Source organism: Paraburkholderia sp. MM5384-R2 (assembly GCF_014201025.1).
Taxonomy (GTDB): Bacteria; Pseudomonadota; Gammaproteobacteria; order Burkholderiales; family Burkholderiaceae; genus Paraburkholderia; species Paraburkholderia tuberum.
This window is the reverse complement of sequence record NZ_JACHDI010000029.1, coordinates 68,720-94,525: the sequence shown is the minus strand read 5'-3', so window position 1 is coordinate 94,525 and position 25,806 is coordinate 68,720. Positions and strand designations below refer to the sequence as shown.

Sequence of the window (25,806 nt, the reverse complement as noted above, 5' to 3'; positions counted from 1 at the left end):
TATCTCACGATGTTCAAGGAGACGTTCTAACACTCATCCTATTTGATACTGAGACAAACAGCTCCCCTGAAATCCGAATACAGCGGGACGTAACACTACTGCGTTGGATCGAAGGAGCCGTGTCCGAGTTCGCAACTGCAAACGCTCCATGCTCAATCCTCGTTGTTCCCGCGAGTTACGAAGGCGAGATACCGGAATCGCCGCAGCGCATTCTGTTCGCTCTTGACGGAAGCCCGACGTCGCTCGATGCGATGCGATTCGGGTTGCAGTTTGCTTCACCCGGTACCCATCTACGGGCGATCTATGTCATTGATCGCGCTGTACGTCTGACTGATCTATTTCCCATCCGTGTTCTTGAAGACGCCTTCGTTGAAGAGGGCAAGGCAGTGCTGGCCAACGCCGCCGAAGTACTCGCCGACCTATCGAACCCGGTCGAAACAGGAGTTGTCAGTACTGAGCCGACAAGCGATGACGTGTCGCATACGATTGTTCGCGAGGCCCTGCTCTGGCGCGCCGACCTGGTAGTCGTGGGCACTCATGGCCGCCGCGGTCCCGCCCGCTGGATACTCGGCAGTGTCGCGGCCCGAGCAGCGCGCATCACCCGTACCCCGTTACTGCTTGCTCGCCCATGATCGCAGCCGACCGTGTGAGACCGTGGGGCGTCAAGACGGGAACACGGATGGCTCCCATCTTGACGACGTACAGACCAAAAGACGGAATTCGGAGAACTGGTTCAATACCTGCAGCGGGCACCACGGTGCGCCACATTTACGCTCGCGAGTCGGTTCCTCGCAGCGATCGCCTGAAACGAAAAGTATGCCCGTTCAATGCCAGCTTCCAGTCGATCCGCGTCAGCACGAATACGAGACCCAGCAACACCAACTGAGTGACAATGAAGTAGGCACCCAGGTATCCGCCCTCCAGATCCAGTTCGGGGTCGAGGTACGAGTGCGCCAACCGAGCGACGTGGGTCCAGACCGCATAGCTCGCGAGACGCCCAAACAAAAATGGCACCCCGATGAGCCATAGTCGCAATCGGGTCAGCCCATACGCAATGAAAAGGTAGTTTGATGGAAATGGACTGAATGCATAAAGCAGCAGAACACCCACCGTCACCGCCTTCCTTTTCTCAAGCCAGGTCTTCACCACGTCGATATTTTCCCGGCCCGCCTCGCCCATCAGATGTCCGCGCACTAGCCATCCAGAGCATCGCGCGAGAATCAGGCGTCCCATCGTCGCAGCACTTGCTGCAACCACGGCGAGCAGGAAGACGTTCTGTTCCGGCTGCCTGAAGCCAATCCAGGACATCGCCATCCAGGTAGGAGGCGCAAAGGCTGGAATGAGGTTGAGCACCAGAACGGCCATGAAGAGCACTGCCATCGTCATCACAGGAAGACCCTCCAGGTTTCGGTTTTGTGCGTGCGAAACGTCCGTATCACAGGCTGAGCAGCGCAATCAACCCAAACAGCGCTGCCAGGGCGGGAACGGTCATCAGGAGCAGTAGCGCTGCCCCGGTTACGCCCAGAACAATCCAGAGATAGTGATTGTGCTGCAGCGCGAGGGCACGTTTGCCTGCATGCTGCAGCATACGGATCACAAAGATCAACGCCACATTGCCCAGCACGAGTGACACGAAGGCGACTGTGCGCGCAAACGGAATTGGATAGCCGTGGCCCAGGAGACCCGCGTAAAGACCCATCACGATCAGGGCGATCAGCGAGCCCGCCAGGACGCCCTGGGCCAGCGTCCGGTTCGATAGTAGCCGCGTGCCCGTGCGGCGCGGCGGCATGCGCATCAGGTCCTCACGCGCGGGTTCGTTCTCGAATACAACCGAGCAGACCGGGTTGATGATCAGTTCAAGAAACACAATATGAATCGGGCCGAGTATCGGCGGCCACCCGACCAGTACCGGAATCATTGTGGCCGCAATCATGGGAATATGGACCGCCACCGTATAGCTGATCGCCTGCACGAGATTGGCGTAGATACGCCTCCCAAGCCGGATAGCCGACACGATCGGCGCGAAGTCGTCACGTAGCAAAACCAGCGAAGCGACCTCGCGCGCAACTTCGGCGCCTCGCAAGCCCATCGCAATGCCGATGTGAGCCGCCTTTAGCGCGGGGGCGTCGTTGACACCGTCGCCGGTCATCGCGACCACCTGGCCGCTTTCCCTGAACGCGTTGACAATCCGCAATTTCTGCTCTGGCTTGACGCGGGCAAACGTATCGATGTCCGATATGGCATGCCGAAGCTGCGCGTCGCTCATGGACGCCACTTCCTGACCGGTCGCGATATGCGTGCCATTGATGCCGACTTCGGTCGCGATCGCCCGTGCCGTCGACGGATAATCGCCTGTGATCATCACCACGCGAACGCCCGCTGCATGGCACTCGGCGATAGCGCCCGCAACCTCCGGCCGCACAGGATCGAGTAGCCCGACCAGCCCGACAAATGAGAATTCAAAGTCATGCTGTTTTTCTGGCCAGTCGGGATGATCATGTCGTGCCTTGGCCACCCCAAGCACCCGCAACCCGCCCGACGCCATCTGCGCAGCGTGATCAAGGATGGTCTGCGTTTCCCGCTCGCCCAGTCGACACAGGGAGCAGACGGCTTCCGGCGCGCCCTTGCACGCCACGGTACCGTGGTCGCCGCCTGGCGTGTGCCATGCGTGGGACATTGCCGGCAATTCCGGGGTCAGCGCGTACTCGTGCACCAGTGACCAGTCCTCGTGAAGGCGTCCGGTGCCGGCCAGTCCCGAATGGCCCGTTTCATGAAATGCCCGCTCCATTGGATCGACCGGTTCAATTTCGCTGGCGAGCACCAGATATTCGATGAGCTCGTGATACGCCCCGTCGATATGCTGCGTCGCCTGATCGATGACCTGCTGCCTTCCTTGCACCCATAGCACCTGCACCGACATGCGGTTCTGTGTCAACGTCCCCGTCTTATCGACGCAAAGCACCGATGTCTGGCCGAGTGTCTCGATCGCACTCATCCGGCGCGTCAGCACGCCTTCATTGGCAATGCGGCGAGCCCCCAGGGCCATGAACACAGTCAATATCACCGGAATCTCTTCCGGAAGAATTCCCATGGCCAGCGTAATCCCTGCGAGCACGGCCGGAAGCCATTCGCCAGATCGCCAGCGGTAGGCGACGACGAGCAGCAGACAGAGCGCGATCGCAGCCATTGCAAACCAGTTGACGAAGGATCTCGTCTCCAGTTGCAGCGGTGAGCGCGCTTCAGCGATGCTCGTCAGCGACTTGCCGATGCGCCCGAGCGTCGTATTCGGCCCCGTCGCCGTCACGATCATCCGTCCCTGCCCCTGCACCACCATCGAGCCGAAAAAGAGCTCGGTGCGAGCCTCCTCGTCCGGACGTGCATCCGGCCTCGCCACAGCCTTGTTCACTGAAACCGACTCGCCTGTCAGTAGCGACTCGTCCACGCTGAGCTCGTGAGCCTCCGTCACGCTGCCATCGGCGGGCACGCGAGCGCCTTCGTCGACGAACACGATGTCGCCGGGCACGAGATCAGCGGCCGAAACGAATTGTCGTTGCCCGTCTCGAAGTACCTGTGCGCGGGGTGCAGACAGTTCGCGAAGGGAGTCGAGGACCCGCGCGGTGCGATGGCTCTGAAAAACCGTGAGAAAGACAATGCCTGCCACGAAGGCGAGAAGCGTGAGCGCCTCCGTCACGTCGCCGAGCAGCAGGTAGATACCGCTCGCCGCGAGCAGCAAGAGAAACATGGGTTCACTGAGCACCTCGCGCAGCGTTCGCCACCAGGTACGCCGTGCCGTCGAATCGACCACATTACGTCCGAAGCGGGATCGTAATACCTCTACCCGAGCGCTCGATAGCCCGCTCTCGCTGTCAGCCTGTCCCTCTGGAAAGCCCGGTTCGGCGGGACCAGAGGCCAGGTCCGGGATGGGCTCGATAGAATTGATCTGCATTTCCGGGGCACTCAGTGCGCGCATCGCGCGAGGCGGCTATTCGCTCATGGGACTTACTGATCGGCACAGCTCTTACACCGGAGGAGGGCGTTTCTGGACATGGCTATCCTCGATATGCAAACTCGCCCGCGACACAGCGAACGAAGCTGTGGTCGGTCAGAGCTTTGCGAGGAATATTTCATCTCACCGAAGGGCACCCTATTCCGGCCACGTATCAGATTTCACAATGGCGCCATGAGAACAGTCAGGTGTTGACCTGGGTCAAGCACCTGGCTACCGGCTGAAATAGGCTGAAGTCAGCAAACTCCTTGTTTCAGCTGCATTGCCCCGCAACAGTTCCGGACTGCGGATTATCAGGAGGTGATGATGATCAACCTTTCTCCAGGACGGGCGAGCATCCTCGGCGCACTCCTGATGGTGTCGTCTTTCGGGCTTGCGGCGGGAGAGTTGGCGTCGTTCGAAACCCACACTCAACGGTACGGTTCACATGTCGCCATCTCGGCTTACGACGATCCCATCGTGAAGGGCATAACCTGCTACGTGTCGAAGTCCCACGCAGATGGCGCATTGGGAAGCGGTCGCATATCCGGGGGGAGCGACCTGACGGCATCGTGCCAGCAGACGGGCAACATCACTGTTACCCAGGCTGTACCCAGACAGGCGCAGGTGTTCACGGCCGAGGTGGATGCGAGCTTCGACTCGCTCCACATCATCCGCGTACTGGACATGGAACGCAATTCACTTGTTTACTTCACTTACTCAGAAGACGCCACTGCTGGAGATTTACCAGGCCGCCTGTATGTGATCCGGTTGCCCGCGGGTCTCAAGCTGCCGGTAAGATGAATGCACTCGAAGCAATTCAGTCATCCGCTTTCGTGCAGACCCTACTGGGGCGAGGCAGGAGGCCCCATCCAGTACTGCTGTTGCCACATCATGTTGTTCATCATTTCCTGTTGCATCTGCAGGTACTGGTCGGTCATATACTGCCGCTGCCGCAGTTGCTCTGGAGTGAGACGGGAGTAGTACCCTCCCATGTGCCCCCAACCGCCACCCATCATCCCCGGCCCCATCATCCCGGGACCCCTTCCGTCATAACCCATCATCCCAGGCTCCCACATGCCTCGCATCGTGGTCATTGCACTTTGCATCGTGGCCCAGTGTTGCTGCAGAAGCTTCTGGCGTTCCTGCGGATCCTGTGTCTGACGAATCTGGTTCATTTGCGCCTGCATGGTTTTCATCTGTTCCCGGAACTGGGCCAGACTCTTATCGAACGCTGCCGTATCTGGGCTTTGGGTCTTGGACGCGCTTTGCGGCGTAGCTGTGTCCTTGGAGGCAGCAAGCAGCATTGGCGAAGTGAGCGCGGTGCAAATTGCTATCGCAAACACGAGGTCTTTCATGGAGGTCTCCGCAGGTATGGCGGTGACAGCTATCAGGAAGCTGTCTTCCCGGTCAACACTACGCGTCGGTCAGCACCACTCCTTGACGCGCGTCAAAAAACTCTCGCACTGCGATTAGGGATTGCACTGCAGCGAGGATATAACGTTAAGAATCCGGTAAGGAAGGCCGCCCAAGATGGTCGATATCTACCGGAGAATCTCGTGAGCACATCGCTTCTTTCGTTGCGGGGTTTGCGCGGCGCACTACTGCTGGTTCCGACCGTTACTGCAATGGCCACGGCCAATGCCGGCACGCCTTCGGAGCTTCTTGGCTCGTACCGCGCGCAGTCGGACAGTGCGCAACCCGTCCCCTCACGCGGGCGACAGTTCTTTAACGCTTCGCATGGTCACGAGTGGACTTGCGCTTCGTGCCATGGCGCAGTGCCCACACAGACGGGCAAGCACGTCGCCACGGGCAAGGCAATCGCTCCTCTTGCTCCTGCGTTCAACCCGGAGCGATTTACCGACGCAGCGAAGACCGAGAAATGGTTTCGTCGCAATTGCAACGACGTCGTCGGACGGGAGTGCAGTGCAGCTGAGAAGGCGGATCTCCTGGCGTGGCTGTTGACGCTCAAGCCGTAGGCGAGAACTCTCGATGAGCGAAAGCTCTTCCCCACAGGACCGCTTCCCATGCCATTTGATCTTGTGCCCCGTTCTGCAGCAGTTTGCATTGCCGCGTTTCTGACCTCGCTTGCGGCTTCGATCGCAGCGGCCGAAGCCGATGAGACGCGCGCCCAAATCAGCCTGCTGCCGAAGTATCGGCAGGAATGCGCCGCGTGCCATATAGCCTATCCCCCGGGCATGCTCCCCGCCGCATCGTGGCAGCGCATCCTGGGCAACCTGTCGCATCATTTTGGCACCGATGCCTCGCTCGACGCCGACTCCGTCGGGCAGATCTCGACATGGCTTTCAGCCAATTCGTCAGGCGAAGCAGGCGCGCGCCCTGCGCCGCCCGAGGATCGCATTACCCGCTCGACGTGGTTCCGGCAGGAGCACGCAGAGATGCCTGCCTCTGTATGGAAACGCCCAATGATCAGGAGCGCGTCAAATTGCGCCGCGTGCCATACCCGTGCCGACCAAGGAAACTTCAGTGAACACTTCATCCGCATACCGCAATAAGGGCGACGCAGACGGCGACGCAGACCGTCGCATCCTCGTCTGGGACGCACCCGTACGCCTGTTTCACTGGCTGTTCGCGGCCTGCTTTGCCGGTGCGTGGCTGACCGCGGAAAGCGAGCATTGGCGACTCGTCCATGTCACGCTAGGCTACACGGCAGGTGGTCTCGTGATCTTTCGGCTCGCGTGGGGACTGGTCGGAACGAAGTACGCGCGGTTCTCCAGCTTCGTTCGCGGACCCGCACGCGTGTGGCGTTATCTCCTTGGCATTCTGCGCGGCCACCCGCAACGTCATGTGGGTCACAACCCGGCCGGCGCCATCGTCATCGTCGCCATGCTTGCCTTGGCGTGCGCCTTGACCATCACCGGTTGGGCGACCTATAACGATGCCGGCGGGGCGTGGCTGGGTGAACTGCACGAGGGTGTGGCCAATCTGATGCTGGCGCTGGTCGGTGTACACATAGCGGGGGTCGTCGTGAGCAGTTGGGTCCATCGGGAAAACCTGATCGGCGCAATGGTCAACGGACACAAGGCCGGACAACCTGACGAAGGCGTCCGGCGTGCATGGCGAAGCGTCGCTGCGCTGATGCTGGTCATTGTGCTCGGATTCTGGTGGTGGCAATGGCAGGGAGCACCTGCCCCTACGCTGTCCCGAAGCGATGCAGCTGCCGCGCAGCAAACCGGTCACGACGGCGACGACTGACAATACTCATGGGTAAAGCACAGAATGCGCATCCTGCTCGTCGAAGATGATCCGCTGCTTGGCGACGGCATTCGCGCGGGCCTACGGCAGGCAGGGTTCCAGGTTGACTGGGTACGCGACGGCAGCGCTGCCGAGACTGAACTGCGCACCCGGTCCTACGCGGCAGCCGTCCTCGATCTCGGGCTGCCACGCAAGGATGGTATCGAAGTGCTATCGTCAGTGCGTCGCGCGGGCGTGAGCGTGCCTGTACTCGTGCTGACTGCGCGCGACACCATTTCCGACCGTGTCCGTGGACTGGACATCGGCGCTGACGACTATGTCGTCAAGCCCGTCGACCTGCAGGAACTGGCAGCCCGACTGCGGGCGCTGGTGCGTCGCGCACACGGTCAGTCGCAGGAAGCACTGCAGGTGCAAAACATTACGCTCGAACCCGCGGCACGATGCGTCTATCGGCATGAGGAGTCAATTACTCTCTCCGCACGCGAATTCGACCTGTTGCAGATCCTGATGCTGAACGCGGGCCGTGTGCTGTCCCGTGAGCAACTGGAGCAGGCCGTATATGGCTGGGGACAGGAAGTGGAAAGCAACGCGGTGGAAGTGCACATCCATCGCCTGCGTACCAAGCTCGGCAGCGAGCTGATCAGGACGGTTCGTGGCGTCGGCTATGTACTGATGCGAGAGGGTTCCGCCACGTGATGATCCTGCCGCGCTCACTGCAGGGCCGTCTGCTGGTCCTCGTGATCGGGGGCGTGGTCGGCGTCTGGCTGATTACCGCACTGTTCATCTGGCGCGACGCCCGCGGCGAGCTCGACGAACTGCTCGACAGTCATCTCGCTCAGGCAGCGGCGCTGCTGGTCGTCCAGCAGACGCAATCAATCGACGACGATGACGCGATCGATTTACGCGTACCGCACCCGTACGCGCCCAAAGTTGCCTTCCAGATCTTTCACGAAGGGCAGGCTGTAGTGCGTTCCGCCAACGCGCCGACGGAGCCCATGATTCCCATTGATCGTGAGATCGGCCAGGGCTTCGCAACCGTGAAAATAAAGGGTGAAGCGTGGCGCGTGTTTTCCGTGCATGGCCCGAGGGAGGATGCGCGCGTATACGTCGGCGAGCGTATCGATTCGCGCACCTCGATACTGCTGGCTGTGTTGCGCGGCATGCTGTGGCCTATGGCAGTGGCCCTGCCGCTTTTTGCGCTTGCCACCTGGTGGGCAGTGCGCGAAGGCGTCGCACCGCTCAAGCGGCTGGGCCGTACGATTGCCCTGCGTGGTCCGGATGATCTTGCGCCTGTCGTTATGACGCAAACGCCCGCTGAAATGTCTCCGGTGCTCGACGCACTCAATCAGCTCTTCGAGCGCATTCATACAGTATGGGAAACGGAGCGCCGATTTACTGCGGATGCAGCCCATGAGTTGCGCACGCCAATCGCGGCGATTCGAACACAGGCCCAGGTCGCGCTGGCCGAAACGGATGACGCGCTTCGCCAGCACGCGTTGCGCGCTACGCTGGAAGGGTGTGACCGTGCCACGCGTCTCGTGAACCAGTTGCTGGTGCTTTCACGGCTGGAGTCCGGGGCAACTCTCGAACTCACGAAGGTTGATCTGAGCGCGCTTGCGCAACGGGTGGTCGCGGAACTGGCGCCAACGGCGATTACGAAGCGACAGTCGCTGGAATTCAACGGTGCAAGGCCCTGCTACGTCACAGGCAACGAAATGTTGCTCGCGGCTCTCGTGCGCAATCTCGTGGACAATGCTATCCGCTACAGCCCGCCAGGCGCAACGGTCCTGATCAAAACAGAGACAGACAACGACAAAGCAGTCCTGTCGGTCGAGGACAGCGGCCCTGGGATCGCAGATGCGGATCGCCCACGACTGGGTGAGCGCTTCTTCCGTGTGTCAGGTACCGCCGAAAGCGGCAGTGGGCTTGGCTGGTCGATCGTGCAACGAATCGTCGACCTTCACGCAGCGACCGTCAACGTGCGTCGTTCGAAGACCCTCGGGGGTCTGGAGGTCGAGGTCTGGTGGCATGCAGGCAGTGCTTGATCTGAATCAAGGCAGCGTCCGCACCAGCCGCGACCATATCGTTGGGCAGCCCTGGATAGAGGATATCCATATCCACACTGGACATCTGCGTGTCGATGTTTTGCGGCGCATCGTCTTCCTTCTGCACGACCAGAAATAGCGCACTGCACCGACGCCAGCCGAAGAAAAGCCCGCGATGTCGGCGGGCTTTTTTTTGTTGCCGGGTGTCGCGAGAATCGCGTCAGGCCGCTTCGGCAACCTGAGCCGCTGTACGTGGCTTGTCGAGTAACGCCAGCGCTTGCTGGAGCTTGTCGTCGCGCGCCTTCAGATAGCGTTGCGTCATCCGCCTACGGTAACGCCACGATCAGCGAAATGCGCGGGCTGTCGCCGAAAAAACCGACCGGCGAATATAGAGAATTGCAGTAGTCGATACCTTCGTCGGTAATGGTCAGATCGCCGTGGACGCCTATAGCTGGGTTGGGCTGGCAGTATCGACGATGCTTGTGCACGAAAGCTGGCGATACATGGCAGAGGGCTTGCAAACGTCGGCTTAATGTTTTCGCAGCGCACGCTCGCGCACGTTGGGTCGAGCGGCTGCAGTGGGTCGAGATGGAATGGACACCGCCCTCCCTCCGGGGAGGAGGGCGTGAGTTCGCTGATGCAGGACGCTGCCGTCGGGTTTCTCGATGCCCGCCATGGTCAGCAATTCGCCACATCCGGCTGCGGGTCGCGATTTGAGGTCTGCTTCTTGCTGTTCATTCTGCAAGGTCGGGAATCGCCCGGTTTCGAGGCGAACAGGGAGACAGGGTCATGAGGGCCGGGTCAGGGCGGCAAACATCATCTGCGCCACGCGCGGTCTACTACGCCCTGGCTTCGAATGTCGCTGTAGCCGCATGCAAATTCGCCGTCGCGTTCTATACCAACTCGGGGTCCGCACTCGCCGAAGCCGTCCACTCCAGTGCGGACTGCCTGAACCAGCTTGCCCTGTTCGTCGGCCATCGCGCGGCGCGCGCCCAGCCCGACGAGCAACATCCACTCGGGTTCGGTCGCGAGACCTATGTCTATGCAATGCTGGTGGCGATGCAGCTTTTCATCTTCGGCGGTGTTGCGTCGATCGTGATAGGCGGTTTTCGAGCAATCCATCACTCTCGGCTTGAACGTCCTCTGCTCGCGATTGGCGTATTGTGCGTGTCCGGCGTGATCGAGGCACTCGCTCTCAGAGCCTCCATTCGCACGATCGAGCCCCGGCATCGCGCCAGGGGGCTGTTGAGCTGGTTCAGGGAAAGCGGCCGGCCTTCCGTGATGCTCGCGGTCAGCGAGGATGTCGCCGCGGTAACGGGAGTGCTCGTCTCCCTGATCGCAATCGGCGCTACCGTTCTCACCGGCAATCCGCTTTGCGACGCGCTCGGCAGTGTCGGCGTCGGCATTGTGCTGATGGCCACGGCTCTGTTCTCGATGCGCGAGATCAAATCGCTTCTCGTCGGTGAATCGGCGCACCAGCGCATACGCAATGAAATGCGCGCGTGGCTGAGCGAGCGCAACGAAGTTCGCCGCATCGTCAGTCTGATCGCATTGAAATGGTCGGAGGACCTGGTGATTGCGATTCAGGCTGAACTCGAACCACACGACAGTGCAAGCGATATGGTGCGCACGATCGACCGAATCGAGAACGACCTGAAGGCGCGTTTTCCAGCCGCACGATGGATATTCTTCGAGCCCGAACTGCGAGAACATGGCCGCGCCCCGCTCTAGCAATGATGCGCAGCGCCGGCGATACGTGGCGTGCCGCTTGCTTCGTTCACAGACGCAGGCGAGATTGGGGGGTGGTTTTCCCCCAATGGGGGCCGCAGATGGACGATCGAGCTTCGGAGTCGTGCCATCTGCAAGATCGCGAACAGGCAATGAGACTGAGCTTGGAAGAGTCGGCATCCCGCTTGCGGCACCGGGCGGGATACGAATGAGGATGACAATGGATAGCGTGCAGTGCGAGTACGGCGATTGCGTGGTGCTGATCCGCGCACTGCGCAACTGGATTGACCGCTACTGCCCCGCCGACTATACGCGGGTCAAGGCCGAGATCAGGCAACTCATCGACATGGTGGAACGGGCCGGACCGCGCGACGCGATGTTTCACGGTCGTCTCGATGCGGCCCGCTCGCTGATCGTGCTCGGCCGACTGTCGGACGCGCTGGACTGTGTCGATACGCTACTGCGGGTCGTGCAACAAACTGAGCGCAGCCCAACGCGTCGGCCGATTACCGCCCGCGGCTGGCGCCCGTAGAACACGCTAAGGCTTGACGAATCTCAGCGTCATGCGATCCGATTCACCGATTGCGGCGTAGCGCGAGCGGTCGACGTCACCGCCCGCGTAGCCCGGCGGCAGCGACCATACGCCATGCGGATAATCTTTCGTATCTCGCGCGTTCGCGTTGATTTCGCTGCGTTGCGCGAGCACGAAGCCGGCCGCCTGTGCCCGGTCAATCACGAAAGCTTCAGTCACGTATCCGGTTTCGATCATCTGCTGTACCGTCGAGCCGGGCCGGGCGCGATGTTCTTCCACACCAAGTTCGCCCCCGTGCTTCAGCGCGTCATGGAACGCACGCAGATTGGCATCGAGCTGCCCATCCTTGATCCAGTTGTGAATGTTGCGAAAAGTAAGCACGCGATCGAACCGCTCGTGTGCATCGAAGCCGAAAAACTGGCCCGCGTGCAATGTGCCGACCACGACGTTCCCGTAGATTGCGGGGGCGCCCGCGAGCTTACGCAAATACTCTGCATCGATTGACCGGTCTTCCGAGGCCAGGTCCGCGGACGTGCTCAGATATTGCGCTTCGTACAGGTGACCCGCGTCGTGCAGGTAGGGCGCCAGAATGTCCGTGTACCACCCGCCGCCCGGCGCGATCTCCAGCACGGTTTGCGTCGGACTCAGATCGAAGAAGCGCAAGGTCTGCGCCGGGTGACGATAGACGTCGCGCGCCCGGGCGGTCTGACTGCGTTGCGGATTGGCGACCGCCTGGTCGAGCGCCTTCGCCTCGGAAGCTTGCGAAGGCGTGACATGACCGCTCGGCTGTGAGGAGGAAACGCATCCGGCCATGATCGTCGCGATCACCGTCATCGCGAAACGGACAGCACGACGCTTCGAATATTCCACCAGGGTCGAGCGCACGAGAATCGGCTTCATAGGCACCACGCGGAGTTGACATGGCACACACGATACCCGCTCCTTCGAAGTTCGTGTTTGCCGCACTGCTGGCCGGTGCATCGATGTCCGCGCATGCCGTCGTGCCGGGAAGGATCCCAGTCCTCGAGCCCGCGTGTCAGGGAGCGGGCGGAGCCTTGCAGGTGTCTTCTATTGCCGTCAGCGTATCGAACGTGAGGTCCAGGTCCTGTTTGAAAGTATCGAGCACCTTTCGTTCGCGGGTGGGACGCGTTCATTTCATTCTCACGCAATGACTTAGACCGGAAAACCTACCGGGATCAGATAGACGACGGTCTGGCCGTGAGGCAGGCCGAGCTTGCGCGCCGCCGGAGTTCCGTCGACGGCGCCCACGGGCACCGCGACGAGCCCAAGCGTGACGACCTGGAGCAGCATGTTCTGGGTCGCGTGCCCGACCTCGAGATCGGCATACAGATTCGCTCTCCCGCCATACCTCGCGCTCAGCCGACTGGGGTCGGCGGCCACCACGAGCAAGGCCGGGGCCGCCTCGACGGACGCCTGGTTGACCGCCAGTGCTCTCAGCTCGGGGCGCAGGTCGTGAATCGCCCGCGTCTCGGCCCGGTGGCCATCAGGCAGATAGTGCATCACCTCCGTGGGGGTCACCATGTAAAGTTCGAGCGCGTACAAAGCGCCGGCCGCCGGAGCCGCGCGCTTGCCGTCCGAGCTGGTGATGCCCTGCCCGGCCCACAGCAGTTGGCCAATGGCCTCGACCGGCAGCGGCTTTGGCGCGAATCTGCGCACGGACCTGCGCTTCTCGACGGCTTCTTCGAGGGACATCGTGCCTTTGAGGTTGGGCTTGGGCAGATCGATCTGACCGGTGAATTTCGCCTGGCTTGCCTGCGCCAGGCCAGTAGAACCCTCGGCGAGCGCGCCTGCGGCCAGCGCAACCAACAGTTCACGGCGTTTCAACGGCACCTCCATCAGCAAAAAAGCAGGCTGGCAGGCAGAGCCTGCAGCCTGCGCCAATCTCAGTGCTGCACATTTGCAGCCTCGTCTTTTGCGGGGCGGTCCGTCGAGCGGCAACGGCGCAGTCGACCACTCGCGCGGAGCAAACACGAACACGGCTAAGCGACGGAACCCACGACCGGTGTGCGCCGCACTTCCGACAGGTATCAAGAAAGTGGCTCATGCGCGTCCTGCCTCTATCAGATCAGGCCGGTGCAAGCTCAAAGCGATGCCCGGCATCGCAAGCACCTGAACGCCATCTGGCATAGTGACAGGTACGGTGTCTGCCTCAATCGGACTTTGGTCCTACAATCGCCGCCCGCGGGTGGTGTAGGGTTGTAACGCGCAATCGACAGGAGAGCAATCATGTGCCGCTGGCTCGCTTATACCGGCAATCCGCTTCAGCTCGAAACCGTGCTGTTCAACGCCCGGCATTCACTGATCGATCAGAGCATGCATTCCCGGCTCGGCGCCACCACCACCAATGGCGACGGATTCGGGATCGGTTGGTATGGACATCCCACTGACATTCCGTTTCGCTACCGCTGCATCCAGCCCGCGTGGAGCGACCGCAATCTACGCGAGGCCGCGCGGGCAATCCACTCGCCGCTGTTCGTCGCGCACGTGCGCGCGGCGACCGACACGCCGTCGCAGGAAACCAACTGTCATCCGTTCCGCCACGGCCGCTGGCTGTTCGCGCACAACGGCCTGGTGCGCAACTATCCGGCGGTGCGCCGCGACCTGATGGTGAAGATCGACGCCGACCTGTTCCCGTCCATCGAAGGCTCGACCGATTCCGAGGTGCTGTTTTTTCTCGCGCTGACCTTCGGGCTGGAGCTCGCACCCGTCACCGCGCTCGAACGGATGGTCGGATTCGTCGAAGCCACCGGCCGCCGGCATGGCGTGGATGAACCGCTGAACATGACCGTGTGCGCGACCGACGGCGAGCAGATCATCGCGGTCCGCTATTCGAGCGAAGGACAGTCGCGCTCGCTGTTTCACAGCACGTCGTTCCGTCATCTGCGCGAGTTGTATCCCGACGACGAGCGCATCAAGACGGCCGGCGAGAACGCGTTCCTCGTGTTGTCCGAGCCGCTCGCGGACTTGCCGGGCTTTTGGGAGGAAATTCCCGAGAGCACGGCGGTGGTCGCACGCGGCGGCGAGATTGGGCAGTATGCGTTCAAGCCGCGACTGGACTGAGCCGCGCATGGACTGAGCCGCGCCAAGCCAATCGTGCTCGAAGACTTGCCTTACGCGATCGACGAGATCCAGTTGCGGACGAAGCCTCTTGCGCACCATGCGTGACGGTGTCCGCCGGCACGGCCCAATGTTCGTTACTCCAGTTTAGAAACCCGCATTTCCGCGCACTTTCAGCGGAGGCGCCTTGCGCATCTTCGCCGGTGCGCTCGTCGAGCGCGTCCATGATGTGCAGCCGATTCCTATGCCCGCCTCCCGAAGCCGCGCAACGCCGGCACGAACGCCCGGGCCCGCGATTTGCTCAATGTTGCCGCGAGGTGACATATAGATGAACGACGAAAAATTGATCGAGCCGGAATCCGCCGTACGCGATTCCGTGGAGCGATCCTGGATCAGACGCCTGGGCCCTGGCCTGATCACGGGCGCCGCGGACGACGATCCGTCAGGAATCGGCACCTATTCGCAGGCCGGCGCGCAGTTCGGATTCAACCTTCTGTGGGTGATCCTGATCACGTATCCATTGATGAGTGCAATACAACTGGTGAGCGCGCAGATTGGCCGGGTAACCGGCAAGGGCCTCGCGTCCAACATACGCGCGCATTATCCGGCATGGCTGCTGTACGGCGCGGTCGCCCTGCTCGTCGTGGCGAACGTGATCAACATCGCCGCCGATCTGTCGGCGATGGGCGCCGCGGCCGGATTGCTGCTGCCAGGTCCGCAGCACCTTTATGTCGTCGGCCTCGGGACGCTCTGCGTCGTTCTGCAGATTTTTGTCCCCTACGACAGTTATGCGCGCGTTCTGAAGTGGACCGCCCTCTCGCTTCTCGCGTATGTCGCGGTCGCATTCATCGTTCCGATCCCCTGGGGTGAAGTCGCGCGCGCCATTGTGTTGCCGCGCATGTCGCTGACGTCGGACTATCTGACCATGGTCGTCGCGGTGCTGGGCACGACGATCAGTCCGTACCTGTTCTTCTGGCAGGCGTCGCAGGAAGTCGAAGAAATGCGCTCGGCACCGGAACAGGCGCCGTTGCGCCGCGTACCGCACCAGGCGCCCGCGCAGTTGCGAAGAATCCGTTTCGATACGTGGGTTGGCATGGGGGTGTCCAACTTCGTTGCATTCTTCATCATGTTGACGGCGGCGGCTACGCTGCATCTGCATCACATCGACGTGAAAACCTCGGCCGATGCCGCGCGCGCGCTCGAACCGTTTGCCGGGCGCTTCGCTTACGTCCTGTTTGCGCTCGGCATCATCGGAACCGGCCTGCTCGCGCTGCCGGTCCTCGCCGGCTCGGCCGCCTACGCCGCCGCGGGCAGCTTTCGCTGGCGCAGCAGTCTCGCATTGCATCTGACACTCGCGCGTGAATTCTATGCGGTGATCGCACTGGCCATCCTGGGCGGTGTGGCCATCACCTTCATGCATTTCGACCCGATCCGCGCGCTGTACTGGAGCGCGGTGATCAATGGCGTTACCGCGGTGCCGATCATGGTCATCATGATGCTGATGGCGCGAAGCCGGCGGGTCATGGGACAGTTCGCCGTCAAGGGCGTGCTGGCCTGGGGAGGATGGCTCGCAACGCTCGCGATGGCGCTGGCGGCTGTGGGCGTGTTCGTGCCGTCGTAACAGACGCGTGCCACCGCGAACCCGGCTTTTGCACGGAACAGCGGTGCGCCGCAATTCGGGCCGCACGGGCCGCGTAACGGCAAGCGGATCTGAACTTCCCCGTTTCAGGTTCGTCTGAACGGTGCATCCGGCCGGCGCCAGCGCCGTCACATGCTGACGGTTTGCCGACAACAGCGTGGCCGCTCCCGTTCGCCGATCAAGGAGGATGGCAAATGCCGAAAAAGCGTTCAGATGAATCGTCAGCCGCACGCGGCAACCGCAGCGACAGGATTCTCGCCGCGCCCGTTTTCTCGCAGCCACAACCCACGCCGGACCCGCAAACTTTCGTGGTCAGGCACGCATCCGATGCCGCAGCCTACAAGGTCATTGACGAACTGAACCGCGAGCACAAGCTGAAGGCGCTGCCGTTTCCGCCACCGCGCGGCGGCACCGAGCCCCGGCTGACGTTTGCGGCGGTGGTGGACAACAACCAGAAGCTCCTCGATACGATCAGCGCGAACGGACAGATCGTCTTTCACGCCACCGGCGATTGCGGCAGTACGAAAGGTCCGGCCACCCAGAATGAAGTTTCGGACAAGATGGTCAGCGACTTCGACGAAGCCGATCCCGCCGAGGTGCCGCAATTCAACTTCCTGCTGGGCGACATCGTCTACAGCTTTGGCGAAGCGCAGTACTACTACGATCAGTTCTATGATCCATACCGCAACTATCATGCGCCGATTCTCGCCGCTGCCGGCAGCCACGACGGAATGGTTTCGCCGTTGCAGCATGAGAAGAGCCTGCAGGCGTTTCTGAGGAACTTCTGCTCCGAGTGCTTCCAGGTCTCTCCCGATGCGGGCAATCTTTCACGGACGGCGCAAATTCAGCCAGGCGTTTTCTTCACGTTCGAGGCACCGTTCGTGCACATCATTGCGTTGTACAGCAATACGCTCGAGGACCCAGGCGTGATCGCGGACCGTCACATCGGCAACAGCCAGTTGAAGTTCCTGAAAGCGGCGTTATTGCGGGTGAAGAAAGAGAACTATCGAGGCGCCCTGCTTTTCGCGCATCACCGTCCGCCCTATGTGGCGCGCGGCAGTCATGGCTGGAGCGTCGAAATGCAACAGCAGATCGATACTGTTTGCAATTAGGTCGGTATCTGGCCGCATGCCGACCTCGCGGGACACGCGCACAACTATCAGCGCTTTACGCGAACCCGTTCCGATGGCACCCATATTCCTTACATCGTTTGCGGCAACGGCGGTCATGCGGTGCAGCCACTCACCACCAATGGACAGCCGCCCCTTCGCGCGCCGCAGCTGATCCAGGCTGCGTCGAAAGACACGGATGCCGTGGTCCTCGAAAGCTACGACGACCGCCACTTCGGCTATTTACGGCTCGTCGCCAACGCGAGGCAACTGCGTATCGAATACCATCCCGCGGTTGACGGACCCAACACGAAAACCCCCGACGATCAGGTAACCATCGATCTGGCCACCCGGCAGGTCGCTCACTACGTGGCTCGCGACTCGGGAATACCCGCTCTTGCGGAGCGCATTCGTCAGTTCGCGCAGGTCAAGCCCCACCAAGGCTGATAGGCGCGCAATCCGCCCCCGATCTCATGCGAACCGCGGTTCCCGCGCGTTTCCCCGCACTAAAGATTTGTGACTTCCTACCGTAATAATAAAAGTGAGGCGGCTCGCAGCGTTCGAGCCGTCGCTCAACCCGGTAGTCGGAGAACAGCGTGAGATTCAAAGCGGCTTCGTGCCCTAAAGAAACCAACCCGATTGAGTCCCGGTTCGATAGCGACGCACATGCCAATGGCTGGTCAGCCCGCAACCGGCAGTTTCTTTGCTATTTCCTGTCGCGTTACGGTCAACGCAGGACCATACCGTTGTCGAGTCTCTGCATTGCCGTCGTTGCCGGCGTTGGCATCGGTGCTCTTGTGCATCAAGCGGCCGGTGAAGCGGCGATTACCCTACGTGTCGCATTGTCGATGGTATCGGGCGTCGCCGGTCTCGCGATCGTTCGTCGCAAACTCGGCCTGGATTACGCGCGGCAAAGCGCCGCCACCGCACTGGCGAGCGGGCTTCTGCACGCGAATCGCGACTGCCTGAAGTTGCTCGCCACCGACGGAAAAATTCTGCGGGTGTCGGAGCATGGCGCGATGTTGATGGAAGCGGAGTCACCGGAGCAACTGTCCGGCGCGGACTGGCTCGCTTTCTGGAGCGGCGAGGACCGCGCGGCCGCCGAGAAGGCTTTGGCGGGCGGCGTTTCCGGTAAGAGCACATCGTTCACTGGAAGCTGCGCGACGACGAGGGGGCGTACCAGGTGGTGGAACTCCACGCTCACGCCAGTGATGGGCGACGACGGTGCGGTGAGCGCGCTGCTTTGTGCTTCCGAGGACGTCACCCAGCAATCCGAGCTGTTGAAGACACTGCGCGAACGCGATGAATTGATGCATGAGATGGAGTTGCATGTCCGGCTCGTGTTCTATTCGTATAGCTCGCATTTTGAACACTGTCATCATGTCAGCGCAGGTGTCGAAAGCGTGTTCGGCATTACGCCTCAAGAGCTTGGCAACAGGCCTTCCGCGTGGCTCGATCTCGTGGTGCCGGACGATCTGGAGCCATTGCTCGCCGAGATGAATCGCGTCGCGTCCGAGGTGGCGGAAGGTCGCTTCGAATACCGCATCCGCCGTCCGGATGGTTGCCTGCGCTGGATCAGAAGCACAGCCTATCCCGTGTGCGACGGCTCCGCGAACGTGGTGCGCATCGTCGGTGTCAGCGAAGACATCACGCTCGAACAGGAACGCCTCGCGGCGCTCGACCATCTGGCCTACACCGATGGCCTGACAGGTTTGGCTAATCGGGGCGCGCTGATCCGCCAGATGAAGACGCTTTGCAGGCAGAACGTCGCCTTCGGTCTGATGTTCGTCGATCTCGACCGATTCAAGGTTCTGAACGATACGCTGGGCCATACGGCCGCTGACCGTCTGTTGCAGGACATCGCCAAAGTCATTCAGGGAGCGCTTGCGCCGGATGCCTGTGTAGCGCGCCTCGGCGGAGACGAGTTCGCGGTGATCGTCAGGGGCGAGAGCGACAAGGCCACGTTGGCGAGCCTGGCGCAGTCTCTTCTCAACCTGTTTTCAAGCGACGTTCGAAAAGACCACGCTGCGCCATTCGTCACGGCGTCGATCGGCATATCGATCTTTCCCGAGCACGGCCGCGATCACGAGGCGCTTCTGACGAGCGCGGATATCGCGATGTATGCGGCGAAAAAAGGCGGTCGCAACGGCTTCCGGTTCGCCGACGAAGCATCCAGCGATGTGCTCGGCGATTTCGAACTGGAGTGCAATCTGCCCACGGCGCTGGCGTCGAACCAATTCGTGCTGCATTTCCAGGGTATTCATGAGCCGGCCTCTCTGGCGGTGAAAGGCGTCGAAGCACTGGTTCGATGGAATCATCCAGCACGAGGCCTGGTGGGTCCGGGCAGCTTCATTCCGATCCTCGAAGAAAGCGGGTTCATCGTCGAAGTCGGGGCATGGGTCGTGGACGCGGCCCTCGCTCAACTGGCCGTCTGGCAGGCCGCCGGAAGAAAAGAGCTGTCCATGTCGGTGAACGTGTCCGCGCGTCAGCTCAGGGATGACTCGCTTGTCGCCATAGTCGACCAGGCGCTGCGAAAACACCGGGTGCCGCCGCGCTGCCTCCAGATCGAATTGACCGAAAGCGCGTTGATGGAAAACCCCTCGCTCGCGCAGGCAACGCTGATGGCGCTCAAGCGGCTTGGCGTGCGCAACGCCATCGACGACTTCGGAACGGGATACTCGAGCCTGCGTTATCTGGCCGATTTTTCGCCGGACATCGTCAAGATCGACCGCTCGTTTACGGCAAGGCTGGGCCGCGACGCGGCGGCCGCCTCGATCGTCCGGGGCATCATTCAGATGTCGCACGAACTCGGCATCAAAGTGACGGCCGAAGGTGTCGAAACGAATCAACAGCTGCATGCGCTGCGCGACGCGGGTTGCGACTACGTGCAAGGGTTCTTTTTGACGAAGCCGATGAATGCGGAGAATCTGGTTCAGTGCGAAAGCGCTGTGTCCTCGTCCGCAGCGGGAACAACTAGGGCCTGCTCCCGCTGAGAAACAGGTCCGCGACGACCGAGCGCAGCCAGCAATTGCCGGCTTCGTGATGGTACTTCGCGTGCCAGTGCTGGCGCACCGCGAACTTGTCCACCGGGAAAGGACACGAATGGACGACGACGTCGTTCATTTGCGCCAGCGTTTCGCCAATGTGTCGGGGCACCGTAGCAATCAGATCGGTCGACTTGATGATCGATCCGAGTCCGAGGAATCCGGGCAATTCAAGCACGACGTCGCGTTCGATGTGCTCACGCAGCAACGCCTGTTCGAGCAGTTGCCCGCCCGTGCCAGCCGCAATGACGACGTGCCCCTCGCTGCCGTATTGCTTCAGGCTCAGCCGCGCACGCACGCGAGGATGATTCCGGTTGGCAAGGCACACCCAGTCCTGCATATAAAGCTTTTGCTGGTACATACCGCCGCCGAGCCATGGCACGTGCCCGATCGCAAGATCCGCCTCGCCGGATTCGAGCGCCCTCTCCGTATTGCCGTCGATCCTTGCCGCTTCCAGCCGAACGCCTGGCGCCTGCGCCCGCAAGTGCGCCAACATTCTCGGCAGGAGCGTAATGTGGCTCGCGTCCGTCATGCAAATACGAAACCGTCGTTTGGCAGTGGCGGGATCGAAAGAAATCTCCCACGCAGCGAACCGACGCAGCGACTCGAGAATTTCCCTGCACGGTCCGATCAACGCGTCCGCCTGCGGAGTGGGCGTCATGCCGCCCGGCGTGCGAACGAACAGTGGATCCTGCAAATGCTCGCGCAAGCGACCCAACCAGATGCTTACCGTCGGCTGACTTTGGCCGAGTTGCTCAGCGGCGCGCGTGACACTTCTCACGTCGTAAAGCAGGTCGAAAAGCTGAAGCAGCTTGAGGTCTGGAAGGTCGGTGGTACTCATGGCTGAATTGTCGTTAGCAATATCGCCATTGTATCCATTGCGTTGGGCGCATGTCCCCGGCTCTCAGCCCGCGGCAGATACGGCCGCCCGCAGTCCGAGCACATAGCTTTCAGTCCCGAACCCGCAAATCTGTCCTTTCACGATCTCCGCGAAAACCGATTTGTGCCGGAACGCTTCGCGAGCGTGGATGTTCGACATGTGAATTTCGATCACCGGCACGGTCAATATCGCCAGTGCATCGCGAATGCCGTAACTGTGGTGCGTCCATGCACCTGCGTTGATCAGCACGCCGTCGACGTCGTCCGTGAAAGCCTGGTGAATCCGCAGACACATGTCGCCTTCGCTGTTGGTCTGGTAGCTCTGCACCGCGACTCCCAGGTCTTGGGCGAGGGCCTGCAGTCGAGCGTCGATGTCTTCCAGGGTGGCCGTCCCGTACTGAACGGGATCGCGTTTGCCGAACATGTTGTGGTTGATGCCGTGCAGCACGCAGAAACTGTTTCATCGTGTTGATCCGGACTCATTGAAAACCGGTGGGCGCGCGCCCAAATGCGTCAGTCAAGCGGAACGGTCAGCCGGTCGATGATCGCGTGCGTCTGCGGACGAACGCCGCGCCACCACTCGAACGCTTCGGCGGCCTGCTCGACGAGCATGCCGACGCCGTCGGCGATGCCCTGCACGCCAGCATTTCGAGCGAGCCGCAAGAACGGCGTGAGTCCCTTTCCATACGCGAGTTCGTATGCGGTTCCGGTTGGGCTGAACACGCCCGGCGGAACGGCAGGCAACTGACCGGTCAGGCTTGCCGAAGTCGCGTTCACGACGAGATCGAATGGCCCCATCCCGTCGAGTTCCCGGTAGCCGCATGCGATCAATGTGCGGCTGCTCGCGACTTGCGCGACCAGCGCCTCGGCCTTGCGCACATCCCGATTCACGACGACCAGTTGCGCCGGACGCGCCGCGATGAACGGCAGCAACGCGCCACGCGCCGCTCCGCCCGCGCCCAGCACGAGCACACGCTTGCCCGCCATCGGCTGATCGAGGTTCACTTCGATATCGCGCACGAGGCCGACGCCGTCGAAATTCTCGGCAATGATCCGGCCGTTTTCGAACTTCATCGCGTTCGCGGCGCCGGCGAGCGCGGCCCGTTCGCTGCGCTCGTCGGCAATCGCGAACGCATGCAGCTTGAACGGCGCGGTGACGTTCACGCCTCTGCCGCCCGCCGCGATAAACGTCCTGACGGTCTCGGCGAACGCGTCGGCGGGCTCGATCGGACCTTCGATCGCCGAGTAGCTGATGTCCCGTCCGGTCTCCTGCGCAAACAGACCGTGGATCAGCGGAGATTTCGTGTGTCCGATCGGATTGCCGATCACCGCGTATCGGTCGGTCATCACGCACTCCTCTTCGAAAACAGCACGCCCTGGGTCTGCATTGCGTCGATCTGCGCGGCGTCGAATCCCAACGACTGCGCGACTTCCGCGTTGTGCTGACCGAGGTCCGGGCCGACTTCGCGGATCGACGTGTCACAGTCGGAGAAGCGGAACGGCAGGTTAGGCAGGCGCAGTTTTCCGAAGCGCGGATGGTCCTGCTCGATCACCATGCCACGCGCGACGATCTGCGGATCGGCGACCACTTCATCGATACGCTGCACTTTTGCGCAAGGCACGTCGACACCGTCGAGCAGCGCCAACACTTCAGCGACCGGCCGGGCTTCGACCCACGACTTTACGACCGCGAGAATTGCCTCGCGATGGGCGTTGCGTCCGTTCAGCGTATGGAACCTCGCATCGGCGCCGAAGCCGGCCGGACCGCCGTGCTGTTCGACGAGTGAAGCAAACCGCTTCCACGAATCATCGACCTGCGCGGCGATCACGAGGTCGCCATCGGCCGTGCGGAACACGCCATAGAGCGTCGACGTCGGCATGTCGTGCCCCGTCTGCTCGGGTAGCACGCCTTGCATCGTGTAGCACTGCACCGCGTATTCGTGCATCGACACCAGCGTGTCGTACAACGCCATGTCGATGTGCTGGCCGCGACCGCTCTTCACGCGGCCGAGCAACGCGGCGTTGATCGCGGCGACCGCATGAATGCCCGTGTACATATCGCCGAGCGAGATGCGCATCAGCGGCGGCGGTTCGCCGGGATTGCCGATCATCTGCATGATGCCGCTCTTCGCCTCGGCGATCAGGCCGAAGCCCGCGCGATGCGCGTCGGGCCCGGTATGGCCGTACGCCGAAATCGAGCAGTACACGAGACCCGGATTGCGCTCGGACAACGCGGCGTAGCCGAGGCCCAGCTTGTCCAGCGCACCCGGTCGATAGTTTTCGATGAACACATCGGCCGAATCGCACAGGCGCCGCATGAACTCCTTGCCGCGCGGGTCTTTCATGTCGACGCTGACGCCGCGCTTGCCCATGTTGAGTTGCAGGAAGTAGGCGCTTTGCTGGTCGTCGAGGATGCTCGCGTGCTGCCGGCCGGCATCGCCGCTGCCGGGACGCTCGACCTTGATCACTTCGGCGCCGAGCGCCGCGAGGCAGCGGCCCACATAGGGACCGGCGAGAAAGTGGCTGTAGTCGACGACGCGAATACCTTCGAGGGGACGGGCTTGCATCAGTTCGCTCCCGGACGGCGCGGCACCATCAGGCGATGTTCGCCGCGCTGGACGGCCTGGCCGTCCTGATTGATCAGCTCGGACGGCAGCACGACGATGCCCCAATCCGGACGGCTGTTGCTCGCGCGCATATTGCCCACACGGAACCTGACGTGAAGCACGTCGTCGACCTTGATCGGCAGCAGAAAATCCCACGTCCAGCCGAGCGACATGCCGGGCAGGAAGCGATAGTCGCTCTGCGTCTTCAGGCCGTCCGCGATCGACAAGCCGAACAGCCCGTGCGCGACGATCGAACCGAAGTGGCTCGCGTTCGCATATTCCTCGTCCACATGCACGGGCGTGTGATCGCCGGTCAGATCGGCGTAAGCGAGAATGCGTTCTTTCGTGACGGTATAGGTCGGGCTCACGCACTCGTCGCCTTCGTTCGCGTCGTCCCAGTACTTTTCGATGACCGTGCTCATGCTTTACGCCTCCGCGCGTGGATTGATCGCCAGCGCCTGCGCAACGCACGTTGCAGGTTTGGCCTGAATGAGTTCGAGCGCAACTCCATCCGGCAGACGCAGCCAGTTGCGCCCTTGCGGCATTTCACTGACGCCGGACGCTTGCGCCGCGGCAAGCGAGGCCTCGAGGTCCTCGCACATCACGCCGAGATGAGCAAGCCGGCCCTCGGGACCTTCGTAGCGCGGATCACTGATGAACTGCAGTCCGCCGAGCGTCCAGTACTGACGCGGCTCGTCGCGCGAGCCGTCCACCTCGCGCATGGTCATGCCGAGGACTTGTTCGAAGAAGCGGATGTGCCAGTGGATATCCTTTACCCAGATGGCGACGTGCTCCAGATAGGCTCTCGCGCCGCTCATGCCGTCGCTCCTTCTTTCTGACGGTCCGTCATCGCGCGCTCGATGCCCTTGATGCACGCGACCAGCGTCGAATTGACAGGAGTCGGCACGCCGAGGCGCTCGCCCCAACGCACGACCGCTCCGTTGATGAAGTCGATTTCCGTGACCGAGCCTTTCTCGAGGCTCTGCAGCATCGAGGTCTTGAACGCGGACGAGAGTCCTTCGGCCGCCAGCGTCCAGGCTTCCTCCGCCTTCGTCATCGAAAGATGGATGCCGGCGGCCTTCGCGGCTGCCATCGCTTCTTCGATCGCCGCCAACGCGGTGGCTTTCAAAACGGGCTCTTCGTACAGTTGCCCATACGTCAGACCGGTGATGCCGGTGATCGCGCCGGTCGCGACATTGATCAGCAACTTGTCCCACATGGTGCCGAGGATGTTGTCGCTGACCGTGGTCGTCAGACCCGAACTGTTGAACGCGTCGGCGATGGCGCGGACCCGGTCCGTCACCCGACCATCGAGCTCGCCGACGATCGTCAACTTTCCGTGCACGCCCGACTGGATCTGTCCGGGCGCCTTCAGCACGCCGCCGACATAGGTCTTGCCCGCCAGCACGCGCTCCCGCCCGACGATTTCGCTGAGCACGTCCTCGTGGCCGAGACCGTTTTGCAGCGACAACACGAGCGTGTCGGGTCCGACGAGGTCGAGCGCCCCGCGCATCGCCGAATCGGTGTGGAAAGACTTGACCAGCACGATGGCGAGGTCCACCGGCCCGACTTCGGCGGGGTTCGTCGTCGCGCGGACTTTCACGCGGCGTGACCCGGTGGCATCGTCGACTAACAGGCCGTCGCAGCGCATGGCCTCGACGTGCGCCGCGAAGCGGTCGACCAGCCACGTCTGATGGCCACCTTCGGTCAGCGCGGAGCCGATCGCGCAACCCAACGCGCCGGCCCCCAGGAATGCGATCTTCATAGGTGTCTCCGTAATATGGAGACGAAGATACGATTCCGACGTCATGCTGGCAATGCAATGAACGCAATATGAGCATTGCGTATTGCAATGACGCAGTGCGCCACCGCAGGTGGATCAACGTTCCAGGCGCGCTGCGCCAGAACCGCAGCGCTAGAACGAGACCACGTCCGGCAAGCTCGA

General features: G+C 61.8%; 26 protein-coding genes. 14 read left to right on the top strand and 12 right to left on the bottom strand.

All coding sequences use genetic code 11. The features are described 5' to 3' along the window. Window positions 1–632: universal stress protein (locus HDG37_RS32315; protein ID WP_260335181.1), on the top strand; the 632-nt coding region annotated here is incomplete at its 5' end. 136 nt (window positions 633–768) lie between these two features. Here HDG37_RS32315 and HDG37_RS32310 read toward each other — a convergent pair. Both HDG37_RS32310 and HDG37_RS32305 read right to left on the bottom strand, forming a co-directional pair. Beyond that, on the bottom strand, window positions 769–1,389 hold the full coding sequence (locus HDG37_RS32310; RefSeq protein ID WP_184054751.1) for a hypothetical protein: 621 nt from the start codon (window positions 1,387–1,389) through the stop codon (window positions 769–771). A gap of 46 nt (window positions 1,390–1,435) precedes the next feature. Continuing rightward, window positions 1,436–3,946 (bottom strand): cation-translocating P-type ATPase, encoded by a 2,511-nt coding sequence (locus tag HDG37_RS32305; protein WP_184054749.1) that lies wholly within the window; start codon window positions 3,944–3,946, stop codon window positions 1,436–1,438. Window positions 3,947–4,309: 363 nt separating this feature from the next. Here HDG37_RS32305 and HDG37_RS32300 point away from each other — a divergent pair, with 363 nt between their 5' ends. After that, window positions 4,310–4,789 (top strand): CreA family protein, encoded by a 480-nt coding sequence (locus HDG37_RS32300; RefSeq protein ID WP_260335180.1) that lies wholly within the window; start codon window positions 4,310–4,312, stop codon window positions 4,787–4,789. 41 nt (window positions 4,790–4,830) lie between these two features. Here HDG37_RS32300 and HDG37_RS32295 read toward each other — a convergent pair whose 3' ends face one another. Continuing rightward, window positions 4,831–5,343, bottom strand: a complete 513-nt coding sequence (locus HDG37_RS32295; protein WP_184054747.1) for a hypothetical protein — start codon at window positions 5,341–5,343, stop codon at window positions 4,831–4,833. Between the two features lie 201 nt (window positions 5,344–5,544). Here HDG37_RS32295 and HDG37_RS32290 point away from each other — a divergent pair, with 201 nt between their 5' ends. From HDG37_RS32290 to HDG37_RS32260, 7 genes are all read left to right on the top strand, one after another. Then, window positions 5,545–5,964, top strand: a complete 420-nt coding sequence (locus HDG37_RS32290) for a DUF1924 domain-containing protein (protein ID WP_311541706.1) — start codon at window positions 5,545–5,547, stop codon at window positions 5,962–5,964. Window positions 5,965–6,012: 48 nt separating this feature from the next. Next, entirely contained in the window at window positions 6,013–6,501 is a 489-nt protein-coding gene (locus HDG37_RS32285) for a diheme cytochrome c (RefSeq protein WP_184054745.1), read from the top strand. Continuing rightward, complete coding sequence (locus HDG37_RS32280) at window positions 6,473–7,201, top strand: cytochrome b/b6 domain-containing protein (protein WP_184054743.1); 729 nt, start codon at window positions 6,473–6,475, stop codon at window positions 7,199–7,201. Before HDG37_RS32285 ends, HDG37_RS32280 begins: the two co-directional genes overlap by 29 nt. Window positions 7,202–7,225: 24 nt before the next feature. Continuing rightward, a complete protein-coding gene (locus tag HDG37_RS32275; protein WP_184054741.1) occupies window positions 7,226–7,897 on the top strand; it encodes a response regulator transcription factor in 672 nt (223 codons plus the stop codon). After that, window positions 7,897–9,246 (top strand): ATP-binding protein, encoded by a 1,350-nt coding sequence (locus HDG37_RS32270; RefSeq protein ID WP_184054767.1) that lies wholly within the window; start codon window positions 7,897–7,899, stop codon window positions 9,244–9,246. The genes HDG37_RS32275 and HDG37_RS32270 overlap by 1 nt, the downstream gene beginning before the upstream one ends. Before the next feature lie 789 nt (window positions 9,247–10,035). After that, window positions 10,036–10,977 carry a cation diffusion facilitator family transporter gene (locus HDG37_RS32265; protein ID WP_184054739.1) on the top strand — a complete coding sequence of 314 codons (942 nt, stop codon included), beginning with the start codon at window positions 10,036–10,038 and terminating at the stop codon, window positions 10,975–10,977. 217 nt (window positions 10,978–11,194) lie between these two features. After that, window positions 11,195–11,506 carry a hypothetical protein gene (locus HDG37_RS32260; protein WP_184054737.1) on the top strand — a complete coding sequence of 104 codons (312 nt, stop codon included), beginning with the start codon at window positions 11,195–11,197 and terminating at the stop codon, window positions 11,504–11,506. 6 nt (window positions 11,507–11,512) lie between these two features. On the opposite strand, the gene HDG37_RS32255 is transcribed toward HDG37_RS32260, so the two are convergent. Both HDG37_RS32255 and HDG37_RS32250 read right to left on the bottom strand, forming a co-directional pair. Further along, window positions 11,513–12,406 carry a methyltransferase gene (locus HDG37_RS32255; protein WP_221312209.1) on the bottom strand — a complete coding sequence of 298 codons (894 nt, stop codon included), beginning with the start codon at window positions 12,404–12,406 and terminating at the stop codon, window positions 11,513–11,515. Between the two features lie 273 nt (window positions 12,407–12,679). Then, complete coding sequence (locus HDG37_RS32250; protein WP_311541708.1) at window positions 12,680–13,357, bottom strand: SagB/ThcOx family dehydrogenase; 678 nt, start codon at window positions 13,355–13,357, stop codon at window positions 12,680–12,682. Window positions 13,358–13,753: 396 nt separating this feature from the next. Between HDG37_RS32250 and HDG37_RS32245 the strand changes: the two genes are divergently transcribed. The 5 genes from HDG37_RS32245 (at window position 13,754) to HDG37_RS32230 (ending at window position 20,325) form a co-directional block, all read left to right on the top strand. Then, a complete protein-coding gene (locus tag HDG37_RS32245) occupies window positions 13,754–14,587 on the top strand; it encodes a class II glutamine amidotransferase (RefSeq protein ID WP_184054733.1) in 834 nt (277 codons plus the stop codon). Window positions 14,588–14,912: 325 nt separating this feature from the next. Next, window positions 14,913–16,205, top strand: coding sequence for an NRAMP family divalent metal transporter (locus HDG37_RS32240; RefSeq protein ID WP_184054731.1), 1,293 nt, complete (start codon window positions 14,913–14,915; stop codon window positions 16,203–16,205). A 212-nt stretch (window positions 16,206–16,417) separates the two neighbouring features. After that, window positions 16,418–17,335 (top strand): metallophosphoesterase, encoded by a 918-nt coding sequence (locus tag HDG37_RS32235; RefSeq protein WP_260335179.1) that lies wholly within the window; start codon window positions 16,418–16,420, stop codon window positions 17,333–17,335. Window positions 17,336–17,455: 120 nt separating this feature from the next. Continuing rightward, complete coding sequence (locus HDG37_RS39730; RefSeq protein WP_260335178.1) at window positions 17,456–17,779, top strand: hypothetical protein; 324 nt, start codon at window positions 17,456–17,458, stop codon at window positions 17,777–17,779. A 149-nt stretch (window positions 17,780–17,928) separates the two neighbouring features. Further along, window positions 17,929–20,325: an EAL domain-containing protein gene (locus tag HDG37_RS32230; protein ID WP_184054729.1), complete on the top strand. Its 2,397-nt coding sequence runs from the start codon at window positions 17,929–17,931 to the stop codon at window positions 20,323–20,325. Here the strand turns inward: HDG37_RS32230 and HDG37_RS32225 are convergent. The 7 genes from HDG37_RS32225 to HDG37_RS32195 all read right to left on the bottom strand — a co-directional run bounded on the left by HDG37_RS32225 (window position 20,306) and on the right by HDG37_RS32195 (window position 25,626). Beyond that, entirely contained in the window at window positions 20,306–21,217 is a 912-nt protein-coding gene (locus HDG37_RS32225; protein ID WP_184054727.1) for a LysR family transcriptional regulator, read from the bottom strand. The genes HDG37_RS32230 and HDG37_RS32225 overlap by 20 nt on opposite strands. A gap of 63 nt (window positions 21,218–21,280) precedes the next feature. Further along, window positions 21,281–21,703: a type II 3-dehydroquinate dehydratase gene (aroQ, locus tag HDG37_RS32220; protein ID WP_311541702.1), complete on the bottom strand. Its 423-nt coding sequence runs from the start codon at window positions 21,701–21,703 to the stop codon at window positions 21,281–21,283. A gap of 65 nt (window positions 21,704–21,768) precedes the next feature. Further along, window positions 21,769–22,602 carry a shikimate dehydrogenase gene (aroE, locus tag HDG37_RS32215; RefSeq protein ID WP_184054724.1) on the bottom strand — a complete coding sequence of 278 codons (834 nt, stop codon included), beginning with the start codon at window positions 22,600–22,602 and terminating at the stop codon, window positions 21,769–21,771. Beyond that, window positions 22,602–23,822, bottom strand: a complete 1,221-nt coding sequence (locus HDG37_RS32210; RefSeq protein WP_184054722.1) for a CaiB/BaiF CoA-transferase family protein — start codon at window positions 23,820–23,822, stop codon at window positions 22,602–22,604. The genes aroE and HDG37_RS32210 overlap by 1 nt, the downstream gene beginning before the upstream one ends. Continuing rightward, window positions 23,822–24,283 carry a MaoC family dehydratase gene (locus tag HDG37_RS32205; RefSeq protein ID WP_184054720.1) on the bottom strand — a complete coding sequence of 154 codons (462 nt, stop codon included), beginning with the start codon at window positions 24,281–24,283 and terminating at the stop codon, window positions 23,822–23,824. Before HDG37_RS32205 ends, HDG37_RS32210 begins: the two co-directional genes overlap by 1 nt. Before the next feature lie 3 nt (window positions 24,284–24,286). Continuing rightward, window positions 24,287–24,679 (bottom strand): VOC family protein, encoded by a 393-nt coding sequence (locus HDG37_RS32200; protein ID WP_184054718.1) that lies wholly within the window; start codon window positions 24,677–24,679, stop codon window positions 24,287–24,289. Next, window positions 24,676–25,626 carry a ketopantoate reductase family protein gene (locus tag HDG37_RS32195; protein WP_184054716.1) on the bottom strand — a complete coding sequence of 317 codons (951 nt, stop codon included), beginning with the start codon at window positions 25,624–25,626 and terminating at the stop codon, window positions 24,676–24,678. Before HDG37_RS32195 ends, HDG37_RS32200 begins: the two co-directional genes overlap by 4 nt. Between the last annotated feature and the right edge of the window lie 180 nt (window positions 25,627–25,806).

Bases quoted from the DNA above. Each gene is read 5' to 3' on its own strand.
- HDG37_RS32305 (WP_184054749.1), bottom strand. From the start codon at position 3,946: ATGCAGATCAATTCTATCGAGCCCATCCCGGACCTGGCCTCTGGTCCC.
- HDG37_RS32300 (WP_260335180.1), top strand. From the start codon at position 4,310: ATGATGATCAACCTTTCTCCAGGACGGGCGAGCATCCTCGGCGCACTC.
- HDG37_RS32295 (WP_184054747.1), bottom strand. From the start codon at position 5,343: ATGAAAGACCTCGTGTTTGCGATAGCAATTTGCACCGCGCTCACTTCG.
- HDG37_RS32285 (WP_184054745.1), top strand. From the start codon at position 6,013: ATGCCATTTGATCTTGTGCCCCGTTCTGCAGCAGTTTGCATTGCCGCG.
- HDG37_RS32275 (WP_184054741.1), top strand. From the start codon at position 7,226: ATGCGCATCCTGCTCGTCGAAGATGATCCGCTGCTTGGCGACGGCATT.
- HDG37_RS32270 (WP_184054767.1), top strand. From the start codon at position 7,897: ATGATCCTGCCGCGCTCACTGCAGGGCCGTCTGCTGGTCCTCGTGATC.
- HDG37_RS32265 (WP_184054739.1), top strand. From the start codon at position 10,036: ATGAGGGCCGGGTCAGGGCGGCAAACATCATCTGCGCCACGCGCGGTC.
- HDG37_RS32260 (WP_184054737.1), top strand. From the start codon at position 11,195: ATGGATAGCGTGCAGTGCGAGTACGGCGATTGCGTGGTGCTGATCCGC.
- HDG37_RS32255 (WP_221312209.1), bottom strand. From the start codon at position 12,406: ATGAAGCCGATTCTCGTGCGCTCGACCCTGGTGGAATATTCGAAGCGT.
- HDG37_RS32245 (WP_184054733.1), top strand. From the start codon at position 13,754: ATGTGCCGCTGGCTCGCTTATACCGGCAATCCGCTTCAGCTCGAAACC.
- HDG37_RS32240 (WP_184054731.1), top strand. From the start codon at position 14,913: ATGAACGACGAAAAATTGATCGAGCCGGAATCCGCCGTACGCGATTCC.
- HDG37_RS32235 (WP_260335179.1), top strand. From the start codon at position 16,418: ATGCCGAAAAAGCGTTCAGATGAATCGTCAGCCGCACGCGGCAACCGC.
- HDG37_RS32225 (WP_184054727.1), bottom strand. From the start codon at position 21,217: ATGAGTACCACCGACCTTCCAGACCTCAAGCTGCTTCAGCTTTTCGAC.
- aroE (WP_184054724.1), bottom strand. From the start codon at position 22,602: ATGACCGACCGATACGCGGTGATCGGCAATCCGATCGGACACACGAAA.
- HDG37_RS32210 (WP_184054722.1), bottom strand. From the start codon at position 23,822: ATGCAAGCCCGTCCCCTCGAAGGTATTCGCGTCGTCGACTACAGCCAC.
- HDG37_RS32205 (WP_184054720.1), bottom strand. From the start codon at position 24,283: ATGAGCACGGTCATCGAAAAGTACTGGGACGACGCGAACGAAGGCGAC.
- HDG37_RS32200 (WP_184054718.1), bottom strand. From the start codon at position 24,679: ATGAGCGGCGCGAGAGCCTATCTGGAGCACGTCGCCATCTGGGTAAAG.
- HDG37_RS32195 (WP_184054716.1), bottom strand. From the start codon at position 25,626: ATGAAGATCGCATTCCTGGGGGCCGGCGCGTTGGGTTGCGCGATCGGC.